Source organism: Commensalibacter intestini A911 (assembly GCF_000231445.1).
Taxonomy (GTDB): Bacteria; Pseudomonadota; Alphaproteobacteria; order Acetobacterales; family Acetobacteraceae; genus Commensalibacter; species Commensalibacter intestini.
This window is the reverse complement of the sequence record NZ_AGFR01000007.1, coordinates 1-15453: the sequence shown is the minus strand read 5'-3', so window position 1 is coordinate 15453 and position 15453 is coordinate 1. Positions and strand designations below refer to the sequence as shown.

General features: G+C 36.6%; 14 protein-coding genes and 2 pseudogenes. 8 read left to right on the top strand and 8 right to left on the bottom strand.

The window, feature by feature from the left end:
- Positions 1–4: 4 nt before the first annotated feature.
- Together CIN_RS05205 and CIN_RS05200 are read left to right on the top strand one after the other, a co-directional pair.
- Positions 5–679 carry a hypothetical protein gene (locus CIN_RS05205; RefSeq protein WP_139016951.1) on the top strand — a complete coding sequence of 225 codons (675 nt, stop codon included), beginning with the start codon at positions 5–7 and terminating at the stop codon, positions 677–679.
- 81 nt (positions 680–760) lie between these two features.
- Positions 761–1546, top strand: a complete 786-nt coding sequence (locus CIN_RS05200) for a trypsin-like serine peptidase (RefSeq protein WP_040364002.1) — start codon at positions 761–763, stop codon at positions 1544–1546.
- Positions 1547–1573: 27 nt separating this feature from the next.
- Here CIN_RS05200 and CIN_RS11880 read toward each other — a convergent pair whose 3' ends face one another.
- Both CIN_RS11880 and argH read right to left on the bottom strand, forming a co-directional pair.
- A complete protein-coding gene (locus CIN_RS11880; protein WP_170314035.1) occupies positions 1574–1726 on the bottom strand; it encodes a hypothetical protein in 153 nt (50 codons plus the stop codon).
- Entirely contained in the window at positions 1726–3132 is a 1407-nt protein-coding gene (argH, locus tag CIN_RS05195) for an argininosuccinate lyase (protein ID WP_008854006.1), read from the bottom strand. Before argH ends, CIN_RS11880 begins: the two co-directional genes overlap by 1 nt.
- A 96-nt stretch (positions 3133–3228) precedes the next feature.
- Here argH and CIN_RS05190 point away from each other — a divergent pair, with 96 nt between their 5' ends.
- Positions 3229–3933: a JAB domain-containing protein gene (locus tag CIN_RS05190; RefSeq protein WP_008854005.1), complete on the top strand. Its 705-nt coding sequence runs from the start codon at positions 3229–3231 to the stop codon at positions 3931–3933.
- Here CIN_RS05190 and CIN_RS05185 read toward each other — a convergent pair.
- The 4 genes and pseudogenes from CIN_RS05185 to rpmE form a co-directional block, all read right to left on the bottom strand.
- Positions 3902–5029: a 5-(carboxyamino)imidazole ribonucleotide synthase gene (locus tag CIN_RS05185; protein ID WP_008854004.1), complete on the bottom strand. Its 1128-nt coding sequence runs from the start codon at positions 5027–5029 to the stop codon at positions 3902–3904. The genes CIN_RS05190 and CIN_RS05185 overlap by 32 nt on opposite strands.
- A 30-nt stretch (positions 5030–5059) precedes the next feature.
- Positions 5060–5557: a 5-(carboxyamino)imidazole ribonucleotide mutase gene (gene purE / locus CIN_RS05180; protein WP_008854003.1), complete on the bottom strand. Its 498-nt coding sequence runs from the start codon at positions 5555–5557 to the stop codon at positions 5060–5062.
- Positions 5558–5682: 125 nt separating this feature from the next.
- A pseudogene (locus CIN_RS05175) lies at positions 5683–6243 on the bottom strand (DUF1013 domain-containing protein); the annotation flags it as partial.
- A gap of 178 nt (positions 6244–6421) precedes the next feature.
- The gene (gene rpmE, locus CIN_RS05170; RefSeq protein ID WP_040364001.1) at positions 6422–6649 is read right to left on the bottom strand and encodes a 50S ribosomal protein L31; all 228 of its coding nucleotides are present in this window, start codon (positions 6647–6649) and stop codon (positions 6422–6424) included.
- 203 nt (positions 6650–6852) lie between these two features.
- Between rpmE and mscL the strand changes: the two genes are divergently transcribed.
- On the top strand, positions 6853–7329 hold the full coding sequence (gene mscL, locus CIN_RS05165; RefSeq protein WP_008854000.1) for a large conductance mechanosensitive channel protein MscL: 477 nt from the start codon (positions 6853–6855) through the stop codon (positions 7327–7329).
- A gap of 40 nt (positions 7330–7369) precedes the next feature.
- Entirely contained in the window at positions 7370–7702 is a 333-nt protein-coding gene (locus CIN_RS05160; RefSeq protein WP_008853999.1) for a hypothetical protein, read from the top strand.
- A 51-nt stretch (positions 7703–7753) separates the two neighbouring features.
- Here CIN_RS05160 and secF read toward each other — a convergent pair whose 3' ends face one another.
- Together secF and secD are read right to left on the bottom strand one after the other, a co-directional pair.
- Positions 7754–8698, bottom strand: a complete 945-nt coding sequence (gene secF, locus CIN_RS05155; RefSeq protein WP_040364000.1) for a protein translocase subunit SecF — start codon at positions 8696–8698, stop codon at positions 7754–7756.
- A gap of 10 nt (positions 8699–8708) precedes the next feature.
- A complete protein-coding gene (gene secD, locus CIN_RS05150) occupies positions 8709–10268 on the bottom strand; it encodes a protein translocase subunit SecD (protein ID WP_083813351.1) in 1560 nt (519 codons plus the stop codon).
- 398 nt (positions 10269–10666) lie between these two features.
- Here secD and CIN_RS11395 point away from each other — a divergent pair, with 398 nt between their 5' ends.
- From CIN_RS11395 to CIN_RS05140, 3 genes and pseudogenes are all read left to right on the top strand, one after another.
- Positions 10667–12337 (top strand): hypothetical protein, encoded by a 1671-nt coding sequence (locus CIN_RS11395; RefSeq protein ID WP_008853996.1) that lies wholly within the window; start codon positions 10667–10669, stop codon positions 12335–12337.
- A complete protein-coding gene (locus CIN_RS05145) occupies positions 12334–13275 on the top strand; it encodes a Hint domain-containing protein (RefSeq protein WP_008853995.1) in 942 nt (313 codons plus the stop codon). The genes CIN_RS11395 and CIN_RS05145 overlap by 4 nt, the downstream gene beginning before the upstream one ends.
- A gap of 182 nt (positions 13276–13457) precedes the next feature.
- Positions 13458–15453: pseudogene (locus tag CIN_RS05140) on the top strand (hypothetical protein); the annotation flags it as partial.

Here is a 15453-nt window from a genome sequence, read left to right as displayed (position 1 = left end):
CATAATGGAAATATTTAGATATAAACTTCATTTTTTTATAAAGAAAATCATATTCTTTTTATTTGCTTGTATTATTGGGATATCAGTAGGCGCATTTTATTTGTATGTATGGTTGTTTACACCATTGGATGATCAACTATTTAAGGCCGTTAATAAAAAATGTGGCCCACATTACTCCTGTAAAGTTCATTTACATGAAATTACATCTTTTAAATGGGATAAAGCTTATTTTTTTCCATATAACTATTATTATAGTAATCAGGATATACAAAAAATCACGGGAATTTCATTTGGTCTTCAAAAACATAAAACAGTTAATGGTCAAGAATATAAAACTTTAGCCATGTTTATTGATCATGGTAAACTTGTAAAATATAGTTTTTTTGATCCATATTATGAACCAGATTATCCCGATAGCCCTTCTAAAAGTCAGTATTTTGATATGTTATTTTTTGTAAATTTACATTCGGATCTGTTTCAAAGTGAATATTATTTTAGAAATCTAATTAAATTTAAGAAGAGTTTTGAAATAGATTATTATGAAATAACTCCTACAAACGATTTATTATATATAAGCTTTTTTTCTCACGGAAGTTATTATTCTGGTTATTCATACCAAGCGCTGGCACTGTGCTCAAATTTAAATCAAGTGCATTTACGCTATTCTTTCACAAGATAACTGCGAATAAATTGTTATATGCGTGTTTGTTTGATACTAATTTAAATATAGAAATTATTTTATAGAATAGAGAGCGTATTCATGCGGTTACTTAAAACACTCTTTTTTATTATCAGTGTCATTGGTGCTTTTGTTTTAAATCATGACAAGCTAATGGCGCAAGTGGTTCAATCTCCGATATTACCAGGATTAAATAAAAGCGATGAGCATCGTCAAGTTGTAAACGTTTCAGAACCTCCTTGGCAAATTATTGGGCGTGTGCAAACAAATTCTGGTGAAAAATGCACAGGCTTTCTAATCTCTCCAAGAGTTGTGGTAACCGCAGCGCACTGTTTGTGGATAAAGAAAACACAACGATTTTTTGCGCCACAATCTATTCACTTTTTATTGGGATATCAACGACAGCAATATAAAGTGGCTTCTTCTATTCAGCAGGTTTTGCCGTCAGAAGCATATCGTCAGTTGATGGTTAATAAACAACTAGATGATATTATTTCTGATCGGATTTACTTAGTATTACCTAAAGATATTTTACCAGCTTCAAAGCTTATTCCAATTGCTAAAGAATTACCTCAAGAAAACACCCCCGTTTGGCTTGCAGGCTACGAACAAGATCGCATTGAAGTTCTTTACGCAGATAAAAATTGTCTTATTCAAGGGCAGGTAACTTATCCGAATTCTCTAGCAAAATTATTTCATACGTGCCAGGCAACTTATGGCAGTAGTGGAGCTCCCTTATTTGCTAAAGACTCAAATGGTAAATGGACAATCGTTGGCATACAAGTTGCTGCATTTGATGGAAAAGCAGGTGGAATTGCTGGTTCTTTATTGGAGGGGACACATGAAATATTAAAAAACTTGCCTTAAATTGACTTAAGGCAAGTTTTGTATTGATTAATCAGCAGGCGGATAACCACGTGGATATGTGATTTTATCTGCAGGGCCTGGTGGTTTAGGGGAACCTTTACGTCCACAAGCTGAAAGTTGCATGGTAAATACAGCTAAACAGCTGAATAACAAGCATAAAGAAATATAACGTTTCATCATTAATCCTGTAATAATTTAATCCATTTTTGCGCTTGGCTTGCAACATTACTTGGTGCTGTTCCGCCTTCACTGACGCGAGATGCTAAAGAAGCTTCCACACTTAAAACTGAGAAAATATCTTGAGTAATTTTAGGTTCTATAGCTTGCATATCTTCAAGAGTGACTTGATCTAGATTTAAGTTTTTTTGCTCTGCTAGACTAACAATCTGTCCTGTAACATGATGCGCTGTACGGAAAGGCATTTGTAATTTTTGCACTAACCAATCTGCTAAATCTGTGGCAGTAGAAAAGCCAGATCCAGCCCAACGACGCATATTGTCTTTATTTGCTTTTAAATCGCCAATCATGCCAGAACATGCTGCTAAACATAACATCATGGTTTCTGTTGCTGCAAAAACTTGTTCTTTGTCTTCTTGCATATCCTTGGCATATGCCAAAGGAAGCCCTTTCATAACCGTTAACAAACCAATTAAAGCACCAGAAACACGGCCAATTTTTGCACGAACGAGTTCTGCTGCATCAGGATTACGTTTTTGTGGCATAATAGAAGAGCCTGTGGTGTAGGCATCAGAAAGTTTAATAAAAGAGAAGGGAGAAGAACACCAAATAACGATTTCTTCAGCTATTCTGGATAGATGCATTGCCATAATAGACAAAGCAGATAAATATTCTAATGCAAAATCACGGTCAGAAACAGCATCTAAAGAATTTGCCATTGGACGATCAAATCCTAGTAATTCTGCTGTCATTTTACGATCAATTGGGAAAGAGGTTCCTGCTAATGCCGCTGCGCCTAGTGGACTTTCATTTAAACGTTTACGTGCATCTGCTAGACGCCCTGTATCACGAGAGAGCATCTCTACATAAGCCAATAAATGATGACCAAACGTAACAGGTTGGGCAGATTGTAAATGCGTAAAACCAGGCATTGGTGTATCTGCATATTCTTGTGCGCGTGTGGCAAAAGTAAGCATTAAATGCTTAGCAGAAACAATCATTTCATCGATATTGTCTCTAACCCACAAACGGAAATCCGTTGCGACTTGATCATTTCTTGAACGTCCAGTATGTAATCTTTTTCCTGCTTCACCAATATTATCAGCAAGGCGAGCTTCAATATTCATATGAATATCTTCAAGAGCACGACTAAAATCAAACTGATTATTTTCAATTTCAGTTTTGATTTGTTGTAGGCCGTCATGAATCGCTTTTTTATCTTGCTCAGAAATAATGCCAACTTTTGCCAACATTTCTGAATGCGCTAATGATCCTTTGATATCTTGCTGCCATAGTTTCTTATCAAAATCAATCGAAGCATTGATTTGTTCCATAATCGCAGAAGGACCTTCTGCAAAACGTCCGCCCCATTGTTGATTGGCCAGTTTTTTACTCTTATTCTGTGTCAATGAGTTATAGCTCCTAGCATATTTAGATGTATACTGTTATGATTCTGTATAGGTTAAGAATAGTAACAATCAATATTAAAAAATCATTTGGATAAAATGTGTAAAAATAACGACGACTCATTTTATGTCAACATTGAACATAGAATAAAATTAAAAGAAAAACATGCTTTTTCTGATAAAAAATTATTAGAAAATTTATCAAAATGGATTGATTTCAATAAAACTGTAACTGATTGGCAAGAATTTGTTTTGTCTCGTTTTGGATCTTTCCCTGCAATTTTAACGGCAACACAAGATGAGTTGCAAAATGGATTAAACGTAAGCGAAAAAGATTCAGCTACTATAAAGTTGTTCCATGAGGTTGCGTTAAGAGTATTAAAGTCTAAAATTTATAATTGTAATATTTTACAGAATAAAATTTTTTTGACGAATTATTTGATTGCTTTTCTTGCAAGAAAACAAACAGAGCTTTTTTTCTTATATTTTCTTGATGAAGAGGGAAAAATTATTCAAGAAAGTCTACAAGGGAATGGTACTGTGAATACAACCTCTTTATATATAAGAGAAGTTACTAGAAGTGCGCTGAAATGCAACGCATCTTCGTTGATATTAGTACATAACCATCCAAGTGGTGTTGCTGCACCATCTGGTGCAGATACAAAGATTACAGAAACGGTTATGAATGCACTAAAAGTTATCAATATCAGAGTCGAAGACCATCTTATTATTGGGAATGGTTGTTATTTTTCTTTTAAAGAAAACAACCTTGTTATTCCGCCTTATAAAGATCTTGTAAAATAGCTTGGATACCGAATTCTCCAGGAAGGCTATTAAATGGGAATAATATATTTACATGTCCCATCTTACGACCTTTTTTTGCAATGTCTTTCCCGTATAAATGTCCGATTAGTCCCGGTGTTGCCATAATTTTAGGCCATAGAGCCATATCTTCTGGGCCAATGAGGTTTTTCATCACAGCATCAGAATGTCGGATTGCAGGAGGTAAGGGTAAACCAGCCACAGCACGAATATGCATTTCGAACTGATCAATTGGACAGGCATTCATTGTCCAATGTCCAGAGTTGTGTGGTCGAGGAGCAATCTCATTGACAAGAATTTTATCATTTTGATCGATAAAGAGTTCAACACCAAGAATCCCAATAAGATCTAATGAATTGGCAAGATGAATGGCAAGCTCTTGTACTTTTTGTCGTAGATCTACATTAATACGTGCAGGGACGAGGCTAATATCTAAGATGCCATTTTTATGTTGGTTTTCTGCAACGTCAAAGGTTTGTACTGTGCCATGAATATTGCGAACAACCATCACACTGACTTCGCAAGAAAAATCAACTTTCTTTTCTGCGATTAATGGGTGAGGTTTTAAAGTTTCAAAAGCAGATTCAAATTCTTCTTGGTTATGAATAACGGCTTGACCTTTACCATCATATCCAAGTCGAGTTGTTTTTAAAATAAAAGGATAACCTAGCTCTAAACCTGCTTTGGCTCCATCGTTGAGTTCCTCGATTTTTAACCATTTAGTCGTCGGAATATCATGGCCATTTAGAAAAGTTTTTTCTAAGATACGATCTTGGCTAATCCGTAAAATATGTCCAGAAGGATGAACAGGGCGTATAGAGGATAAAAGATCAATCCCTTTTACACTGATATTTTCGAATTCGAAGGTAATAACATCAACGGATTTTGCAAAAGATTCTAATGTTTTTGGATCGTCATAAGCACCAATTATGGTATGAGAGGCAACTTGTCCAGCTGGAGGATTAGGAATATCCGATAAAATATGCGTTTGAAATCCAAGACGAGACGCAGCAACAGCAGACATACGTCCCAGCTGCCCTCCGCCAACAATACCAATGGTAGCATTAGGAGAAAGCATTAAAACCTCTTTTAAAAATGGATGACGGAGTTATACAGGTTCAAGAGTGACAGATTCTGTTTGCTTTGTTCGCCACTCTATTAAACGTTGTTCAATTTTTTGATCTGATAAAGATAATATTGATGTTGCTAGAATGGCAGCATTCACGGCACCAGCTTTACCAATAGCCAATGTTCCAACAGGAATACCTGCTGGCATTTGTACGATGGAAAGTAAGCTATCTTTACCACTTAATGCATGCGTTTGCATCGGAACTCCAAGAACGGGGAGATGCGTCCAAGCAGCGGTCATTCCAGGTAAATGTGCAGCACCACCAGCACCAGCAATAATAACTTTAATGCCTTTTTGTGCAGCAGTTGTAGAATATTCTCTTAATCGATCAGGTGTACGATGTGCAGAAACAATCTTTACCTCATGAGGAATATTTAACTCTTCAAGGAATTTGACTGCATTGCTCATGACATCCCAATCAGATTGGCTGCCCATGATAATCCCAATAAGAGGAGAGGGGAAGGCTGACAAAGACATAATATCTACTCTTCTTCTGAAGACTCTGTAGATTTGTCTGAATAACTTGCAAACACTTGATTGACATCATATTCAGGCTCTTGAGAACTTGATGAAGGTGTATGAGCAAAAGCTTCTTCTAAAGATTCTGCAGCTGGAGCAACAGGAACTTCAATACCTTCTCTAGCTAAACGTTCGTTTCCTTCAGCAATAGCGGCATTTAAATCCATTTGACTGCATAAACCTAAGATAACAGGATCACGAGGTTTAATATTTGGCGAATTCCAATGCTGTTTATCTCTTACTTTTGCAATTGTATCTTTGGTTGTTCCCAATAATTTCGCAACCTGTGGATCCAAGAGTTGTGGATAGTTACGAAGTAAGAAGGCAATTGCATCAGGACGGTCATTTCTTTTAGAAATAGGGGTGTATCTTGCACCTTTTGAACGTCTAACGATTTGCATTCTAGATGAAGATAATCGTAGTTTACGAGAATCATCTGCTTCACAACGAGCAATTTCTTCTTGGGTAAGTTGACCATTTGATACAGGGTCGTATCCAATTATACTTTGTGCGACCTCACCATCAGCAATGGCTTGTACTTCAAGAGGATGCATACCACAAAAATCTGCAATTTGAGTAAAAGTTAATGCAGTTTTTTCGATTAACCATACTGCGGTTGCCTTTGGCATAAGAGGTAAAGTCATAACAGTCCTATGAATAATAGAGAGGCTTAACTAGAATAATTATTATATAAGATATCCTATCAATCCTATTTTATATAATAATTATCATGGCAAAAGCAAATAAAATTAGAGTTAAGAAAAGAGGATCTCTTCTTAACTCTAAAAAGCACTTTGATAATAACCATCAAAAGAAAGAGAATTAGCTCTTTTTTTGACCAATACCAGCAAAACGTTTATTAAATTTAGCAACTTGACCACGAGAATCATTGATACGTTGCACACCAGTCCAGGCTGGATGAGACTTTGGGTCCACATCTAGACGTAGTGTGTCCCCGCTTTTACCATAGCAAGAGCGAGTTTTAAATTCAGTACCATCTGTCATGACAACAGTAATTTCGTGATACTCTGGGTGAATATCGGCTTTCATGATTTTCTCTTCACAGAATATAAAAAAACCTCCGCTATAAGACGGAGAAACAGGTTACCTTATAAACTTTTTATAAATTGAAATCAATCCATTCCGTAAAAACTTTTTTATTATTTCTACTCTTTTTATTCTGTTGGCAATTTATATATATAAGAATAATATTGTAACGACATTGTATTAACATAGAAATAAAGGAATAAAGAATGAGCGATAATCAGGCACAAGTAAAATCGAAAACACCAAAGTGGTTGGCGGATTTTCAAGCTTTTATTATGCGCGGTAATGTGATTGATTTGGCCGTTGGTATCATTATTGGTGCAGCATTTACAAGTATTGTAAATAGTTTGGTCAAAGATATTTTAAATCCAGTGATTGGGTTGATTATTGGTGGAATAGATTTCAGCAACTTTTTTATTACTTTAAAGGGAGCACATGTTCAAACATTGGCTGAAGCACAGAAAATCGGTGCAGTAACCTTAAATTTAGGTGTGTTTATCAATGCAGTAATTCAGTTTGTGATTGTTGGGTTTGCCGTTTTCTGGTTTGTTAGAATTTTGAATAAACTTTATAAAAGCTCTAAAGCAAAAGAAGCTGAAGCGCCTGCAAAACCTTCTAATGAAGAAGTATTGTTAGGAGAAATTAGAGATGCTTTGGTTGCACAAAAGAAAGATAATCGTTAAACATATAAGAATGTATAACGATGCGCAAAGATTTTGATAAATGAAAAAAATAAAGCGTTTGTTAGCTGTTGCTCTTTTTATTTCGCCATTACTAGGGTGTCAAATGGAAAGAGATAGCAGCTCTATTGATAAACCAACGCCACATTCTGTTGCAATCAATTATCTATTTGTTCATGGAATGTGTATGGGATATTTACAAGATCCATCTGTGACAAAAGCACAGTTTACAGCATTGGCTCAGTTGGATCAGCAAGCAAAATTATCGATTATTAGAGTCTTAACGCAGCCGACGACGACTAATTTGGAACAAGCTCAATATTTGATGGAACAAATGATCGCTTTTATCACATCGAATCAAAAAGAGCAGTTATAATAAAAAAAGGTAGCTAAATTATTTAGCTACCTTTTTGTTTAAATCAAATTATTATTGCGAGGATGTTTTTTTCGTTCTTCTTCTTAGGCTGCCTTCTTCCATAAAGAGTAATAAAGGTGCAGCGATGAAGATTGAAGAGGATGTTCCAACAACAATCCCAAATAACATGACCCATGCAAATCCTGATAGAGATGCACCACCAAACAGGGCTAGGGGTAGTGCTGCCAAGAATACGGTGGCTGATGTTGCAAGCGTTCGGCTTAGGGTTTCATTAATGGACATATCAATCAGCTCACGAATGGGCATAGAATGATATTTGCGTAGATTTTCTCTTACTCTATCATACACCACCACTTTATCGTTGGTAGAATACCCTAGAATTGTCAAAAGTGCAGCAACCATCACCAAGTCAAACTCAAAGTGTGTAATGACAAGAAAACCAATTGCCTTGGTTAAATCCAGAATGAGGGTAATAATCGCACTAAGTGCAAATTCCCATTCAAACCTGAACCAAATATAAAACATAATCATTAGCAAACTACAGCCCAGAGCTAGTAAACCATGATGAAATAGTTCAGAAGAAACAGAAGCACCAACAGCATCAGCACGAACAATCTTTGTTCCATCTTGAGCTGCAGTGATGGTTTGTTTTACTTGATTAATTAAACTTTGAGTCGCTTCGGCATTATTTTCTTTTGGAGCATCTAAACGAATAAGGACGCTATTATTTGCACCAAATTGTTGTAAGCCAGCAGCAGAGATATGAGCCTGATTTAATTCCATTCTGATTTTTGCAAAATCAGCAGGACCTTGAGTTTGAGCTTCGACGACGATCCCGCCACGAAAATCCAATCCAAGGGTTAAACCAGGGTGAAAAAAGAGGATAAGAGACGCAATAGAGAGAACTGCAGAAGTAATTAACCCAATAAAGCGCCCACGCATAAAGTTAATTTTAGTGCCATGGGGGACTAAATGTAATAAAGGACGGCCTAGCATGTTCTTTCTTTCAAATTGGTAGTTCTTTGGGGCGAGTAACCGCATACCAGCGGACAATCAACATCCAAGACAAACATAAAGTCGTAAAGAGTGTGGTTACGATACCAATCGTAATAGTCAAAGCAAATCCACGCACAGGGCCTGTACCAAAGACAAACAGCATAACGTGAGATAAAAATGCAGCAACGTTACTATCAACAATCGTGCTTAATGCTCTGTTAAATCCTGCTTGTAATGCATCCAAAGGTGTGCGTCCGTTACGGACTTCTTCTCGAATACGCTCGTTTATCAAGATATTTGCATCAACGGCCATACCTAATGTTAACAACATCCCAGCCATACCAGGAAGCGTAAGAGTTGCTTCGAACAAAGATAAAATGGCAGTCATTAAAATAAGGTTTGCAAAAAGGGCAATATCTGCATAAAAACCAAAACGACCATAGAAAACAAGCATGAAGATAATTACGAAAACAAAACCAACGCCAAGGCTGATTGCGCCGGCACGGATTGCATCTTCACCCAATGAAGCACCAATCGTACGTTCCTCGACGATTTTTAATGGTGCAGGTAAAGCACCAGAGCGTAACATCAAAGCAAGATCTGTTGCCTTTTGTACGGTAAAGCCGCCGGTGATTTGTCCGCTTCCTCCAGGAATAACGCCTCTAATCACCGGTGCTGTAATGACTTGGTTATCCAAAACAATGGCAAAAGGTTTACCAATATTTGTTCTGGTTACATTGGCAAAAGCTTGAGCGCCAGCAGTATCAAACTGGAAGTTCACCGCATATTCGCCGCTTTGTTGATCCATACCCGCACTAGCATTAGTGAGCTCAGCACCGTCGACTTCAACATGATCACGAATAGGAAGTTTTCTGGTTGGATCTTCCATCATTGGCATAAAAGTTACGCCAGGAGGAGGAAAATCTGGGTTGGTTGCACTGTCATCTAACAGATGAAACGTCATTTTTGCAGTGGTGCCCAATAGCTTTTTAATACGATCTGGATCGTCAACGCCAGGGAGTTGAACAACAATGCGATCTTCACCTTGACGAGTGATTGAAGGATCAACAGCCCCTGTCGCATCAATACGACGTCGAACAATCTCAATAGATTGTGCAATGGCATCGCTACCCCGTTTTTGCATGGCAGCTTCTGAAAGAGTCAGAGTAATTTGATCATTTGGGCCATCACTCACGCTAAACTCATTAATAACGGCTTTAGGCATTGCACGTAATACTTTTAATACAGCGTCTTTTTCAGAAGGGCTGCGTAAAGTAAAGCTGATATTATGGTCTTTGTCAGAGCTGTGAATATCTTTATATCCGAGATCTTTCGAGATCAAGGTTTGGCGGATATTATCACTGAGGGTTTGTAAACGATTTTTGGTTAATGCATTTAAATCAATTTGCATTAACAAGTAAGATCCACCCCGTAAATCCAATCCTAAATGGACTTGGCGCCAAGGAATTTTTGGCGAGGGAGAAGACATAAAATTCGGTAAACATAATAATAGCCCAATAAAACAGGTAATAATAACCAGGGCTAGTTTCTTGCGGCTGTAATACATCATCGCAGTAACGACTAAATCCTTATTTATAGACCATTATGGACTAAAAATGGTTGATGAAAACGCTTAACGACGATGTCGTTATGACGCAGGGAATATAATAGCGTTTTGGCTATAAAGCAAAAACGGATCAAGTTAAAAGCTATATAAAACAAAAATGAAGAGTATAAAATAGCATAATTAAATTTGTGCTTATTATACACTATTTTTCGATAAAAAAATATTAATTGCGTAAAAAACTTTTTGTTAAAATAAATCAATTATTAGGTATCAGTATATATTTTGTTTTATTAACGTTCATTATTAAAGTATTATAATTAAGCAATTTTCATTTATTTAAAACGAATAAGTCCCTCTCACTGAGGTCTAAGTAACCTCAGAATTACTCAAAGGAGCATATCGTGAGCAACAGTAGTAATCATATCATTTCAGGAGCATCTGTTACGAATAATAGTATTGGAAGTGAAATCCAGTCATCCTCATCTGAGGAGACGATAATTAGTTGTCCTCCTGGAGATGATACTTTGTATATAAATAGAGGTGTAGTTGTTACTAATCTGAGTAATGTATATATTACTAGTGGTATGTCTGTAAATTCTTTAAATATTTCATCTGCTGCAATGTATGTTCGAGAAGGTGGCTATGTTAATAGCGCTACGATTACAGATGGTATTCAGTATCTTTATGGTGGAACTGCTACAAATATTTCTTTGTTAGGCAGTGGAGCATTTCAAAGGGTTGTGAGTGGAATTGCGTCAAATATTAATTTTGATGGGGGACAGTATAGTGGTCAACAAGAGGTCTGGAATGGATCTGTTGTAAATACTAGTTTTAATATTGGTACACAGTACATTTCAGGAGGCACAGTTGTTCATACAAAGTTTCAGAAAGATGGATGTCAAGGAGTTTATGGCGGAGTAGCTTCTGATACAAGTATCTTCGATGGATTTCAGAGGGTTCTTGGTGGAGTAGTAATTGATACATATATTCAGAGTGGGGATCAGTATGTTGACGCTGGCAGTGCCTTTAATAACACTATAATAAATGGACGACACTTTATTTCTGCTGGAGTAGTTTCGAATACGCACCTTAGTAACTATACGAGTCAGTATATTTCAGGAGGTGAGGTTTATGATACATTTATAAATACAGGACTTCAGAGAATTTATAGTGGAGTAGTTTCTAATACTAGTCTTACTAATTATGCAAATCAATATGTTTACGGAGGTTCCGTTTATAGTACGTTTGTAAATGATGGAAATCAATATATTCTAAGTGGTATTGTGTATGATACGGCTATAACTAGCGGAGCTCAGATAATCTCAGGGGGTGAAATAAGTGGTATAACTTATTTAGGTACAAATGCTTCTCAAGTGATTATGTCTGGTGCAAGTTTGAGTGGCGCAATTATAAGTGGTTCTGGCACTCAAATTATCTCATCTGGTGCGATTTATGCAGATGATGGTGCAACAGTTAGTAACGTAACAATTAATAATGGTGGTTGGTTAGACGTAGGACTTGGTGCTAACATTCAAGGGGAGGTAACCTTAAATCCTGGTGGCAGTGCATTGATTACCACGTCTAATGGCGGTGTTGTTAATTTGGTTGGAGACGAGAATGGTGGGTTAACGATTATTGGTGAGCCACCATTAATAAACTGGGAAGGTAATAATGCAAGTGTTACAACACAAATTCAAGGTTTTGCAGGTACAGATGCAAGCCATTCCGATGGTATTTTATTGGAATATGATGGTCTGAAGACTGGCACATTAAGTAGTGTAACTTACTCAGATGAAAATCATATTACGCTGACAATGGATACAGGTTTTGCTCTAACATTAAATATTCTTGGGATTAAACAAACAGGATATTCTATTAAAGAGTCTACGGATGGAGTGTCTGGTTTAATTCTCACAGTTTGTTTCTTATCTGGGACGCAAATTAAAACGAAGTTGGGTGTGAAGAATATTGAAGCACTTCAAGTGGGTGATTTTGTAACGACGTATGATTGGGTTCAAAAGAAATATGTTGAACGTGAAGTCACTGGGTTGGTAAGAAATATTGTCGTGTGAATACATCTCTTCCTGATGATATGGCTGGGTATCCTGTTCGTATTGTGAAAGATGCGATTGCGAAAGGGGTGCCTTATAAAGATTTATTAGTAACAGCAGAACATTGTTTATTCTTTGAAGATAAGTTTATTCCTGCACGGATGTTGGTGAATGGCTCTACGATTTACTACGATTATTCGATTACTTCTTATGAATATTATCATCTTGAAACACAAGATCATGCGGTGATTATTGCGGATGGTGTTCGCACGGAAAGTTATCTAGATACAGGCAATCGTCATGCGTTTAACCGTGATCAAAAGGTTATTGAGACGTCATTCCAATCAGCCAAGGATTGGGAGGTAGATGCAGCGGCGCCACTTGTGGTTGCTCAAGATGTTGTTGAACCGTTATATAATAAACTCAATAAACGCGCTCAAAGATTGAAAGTAGATTATAAAGGCCGTCATGTTCAACTTGTGAATGATTCAGATCTTCATTTAGTAACGGATCAAGGGCAAGTTATTCGTAATAAGCGTGTTTCTGGTGAGTGGGTAACGTTTATGGTTCCTTCAACAGTAGAGTCTGTATGGATTAACTCTAGACGTAGTCGTCTTTGTGATGTGATTGGTCCATTTGTAGATAATCGTCATTTCTTAGGGGTCTTGGTTGGTGAAGTGATGATCTTTGCGGATAATAAAAATGAGTTATCTAATATTTTACGTGAGGAAGAAGAACTTGAAGGCTGGCATGCAAAAGAAAAGAAAGCAGGTCGTTGGACTAAAGGTAGAGCGTTATTACCTATTAAGAGCAAGCACTTAGTTGATAATTCAGTGATTTATATATCCTTACAGATTTTATCTGAGGGGCCATATATAGAGCTCGTGACAGAGGCTGAGGATGAAATGGACACTGGTTGGTTAAGACCGTGTATTAACATCAATATAATGACTGAATAAAAGCCTGTTACATATAACAGGCTTTTTTATTTGTTTGTTTTAAAGTGCCAATTATTAATTGTATGTAAATATTTTTATTTATTAACGTATTTTATTAAAGTATACTTTAATAAAATATAAATTAACGATATCGGTATTTATATAAAAAATTAACAATATAAAGCGTTTATAGGGGGCATAGTATGGGCGACAGTAGTAATTATATCATTTCAGGGGCAACCGTTACAAATAACTGTAATGCACAATCAGATTTATCAGCAACAGTGGATAATGAGAATTTACATATGAATAGGGGGCTAGTTGTCACTGGTGATGCATATGTTTATAGTGGTGACGTTGCTAATAATATGATTCTTACTAGTGGTACTCAGTTTGTTTCTGGTGGGACTGCTATAAGTACTGTTATTACAAATGGTAATCAAAGCATTGTTTCTAGTGGTAGCATGATTATCACAAGTATCACAAATGGTAGTCAGTATGTTTCTGTTGGAACTGTTACAAGTACCAATATTACGAATGGCGATCAGTACATTGCAGAGGGCACTATTGTTAGCACCATGATTACTAGTGGAAACCAGACTGTTGTTTCTAGTGGTAATGTGATTAATACAAATATTAATAGTGGAAGTCAGAATCTTTCTGGAGGAACTGTCAATAATACTATTATTTCTAATGGGTCACAGTATATTACTTCTGGAGCTTTTGTTCAAAATACAAGTATTTTTGGTGGTGATCAGAGTGTAGCAGGGGGCAGCAATGTTGTTAGTACCTATATTAGTAGTGGAAACCAGAAGGTTACATTAGGAAGTGTGACTTATACAAATATAGCTAATGGACATCAAGAACTTAATGGTGGGATGATTTCTTATACGAGGATTACGAGTGGTTATCAAGATGTTAGAGAAACGGGTAGCAATCCACTGAGTGTTACCAATACAAGTATCGTAAATGGATATCAAACAGTTGTTTTTGGTGGTAATGTCGTTAGTACACGTATTGATAGTGGTTACCAGGCTGTTTCTGCAGGGAATGTTACTTATACAAGTATAGGTAGTGGTAACCAGAGCGTGTATGGGGGGACTGTTACGGATACAGTTTTAAATAATGGTTCTCAGGTGATTTATGGTGGTATTGTTTCTAATGTAAGTATTAATAGTGGAGCTCAGATTCTTTATGGAGGAACAATAAGTGGAATTACTTCTTTAGGTAATAATGCTTCCCAGGTAATTATGTCTGGTGCAAATCTAAGTAATTTTACTCTTAGTGCTAATGCTGGCAATTATGGTTATCAAATTATTAATTCAGGTGCTGTAATTAATAATATATCATTAGGATCAGGCATTACTCAAATTGTTTCATCTGGTGCTAATGTTAATAGTGTTACAATAGCACAAGGGAATACTCAAAATATATGGGGAGGGACTGTTAATAATATTAGTCTTACTAGTGGTGCTTTGCAGCATATTTTTAGTGGTATAGTTGTTAGTGCTAATATTATTAGTGGTGGAAATCAGAGAATTGATGGAGGAAATGTTTCTAACACTAATGTAAGTAATGATGGGGTTCAAAGTATTGCTGGAGGAAGTGTTGTTAATACCAGCGTAAATAGTGGTGGGGTTCAAAATATTCGTGGTGGAACCGTAGCAAATACCAGTATTACTAGTGGAACTCAGAATGTTTCAGGTGGTAGTGTTAATAGTAATTACTTTGCTGGAGGTAAGCAAAACGTTTCATCTGGTGCTGTTGTTTACAATACATCGCTTACTAATAATGCTAGTCAGTTTGTATTTTCAGGTGCAATTGCGAGCAATACGATTATTAGTGGTGGTTATCAAAGTATTTATAGTGGCGCAGTTGCCAGTGATACGACGGTAACTGATGGTTCTGTTTATGCAGGTGATGGCGCGAATTTAGGAAATGTCACTATTAATAATGGTGGGTATTTAGACGTTTCTGTAAAGACTAATATTCAAGGAAATATTACATTAAGCCAAGGCGGCAGTGCACAGCTTACCACGTCTAATGGTGGTGCTATTAACTTGGTTGGAGATGATAATGGTGGGTTAACTATTATTGGTGATCCGTCTATCGTTGGCACTGATCCGAATACAAGTGTTACAACACAAATCCAAGGTTTCTCTGGTGTAAATTCAGAACATTCTGACACGATTTCACTGC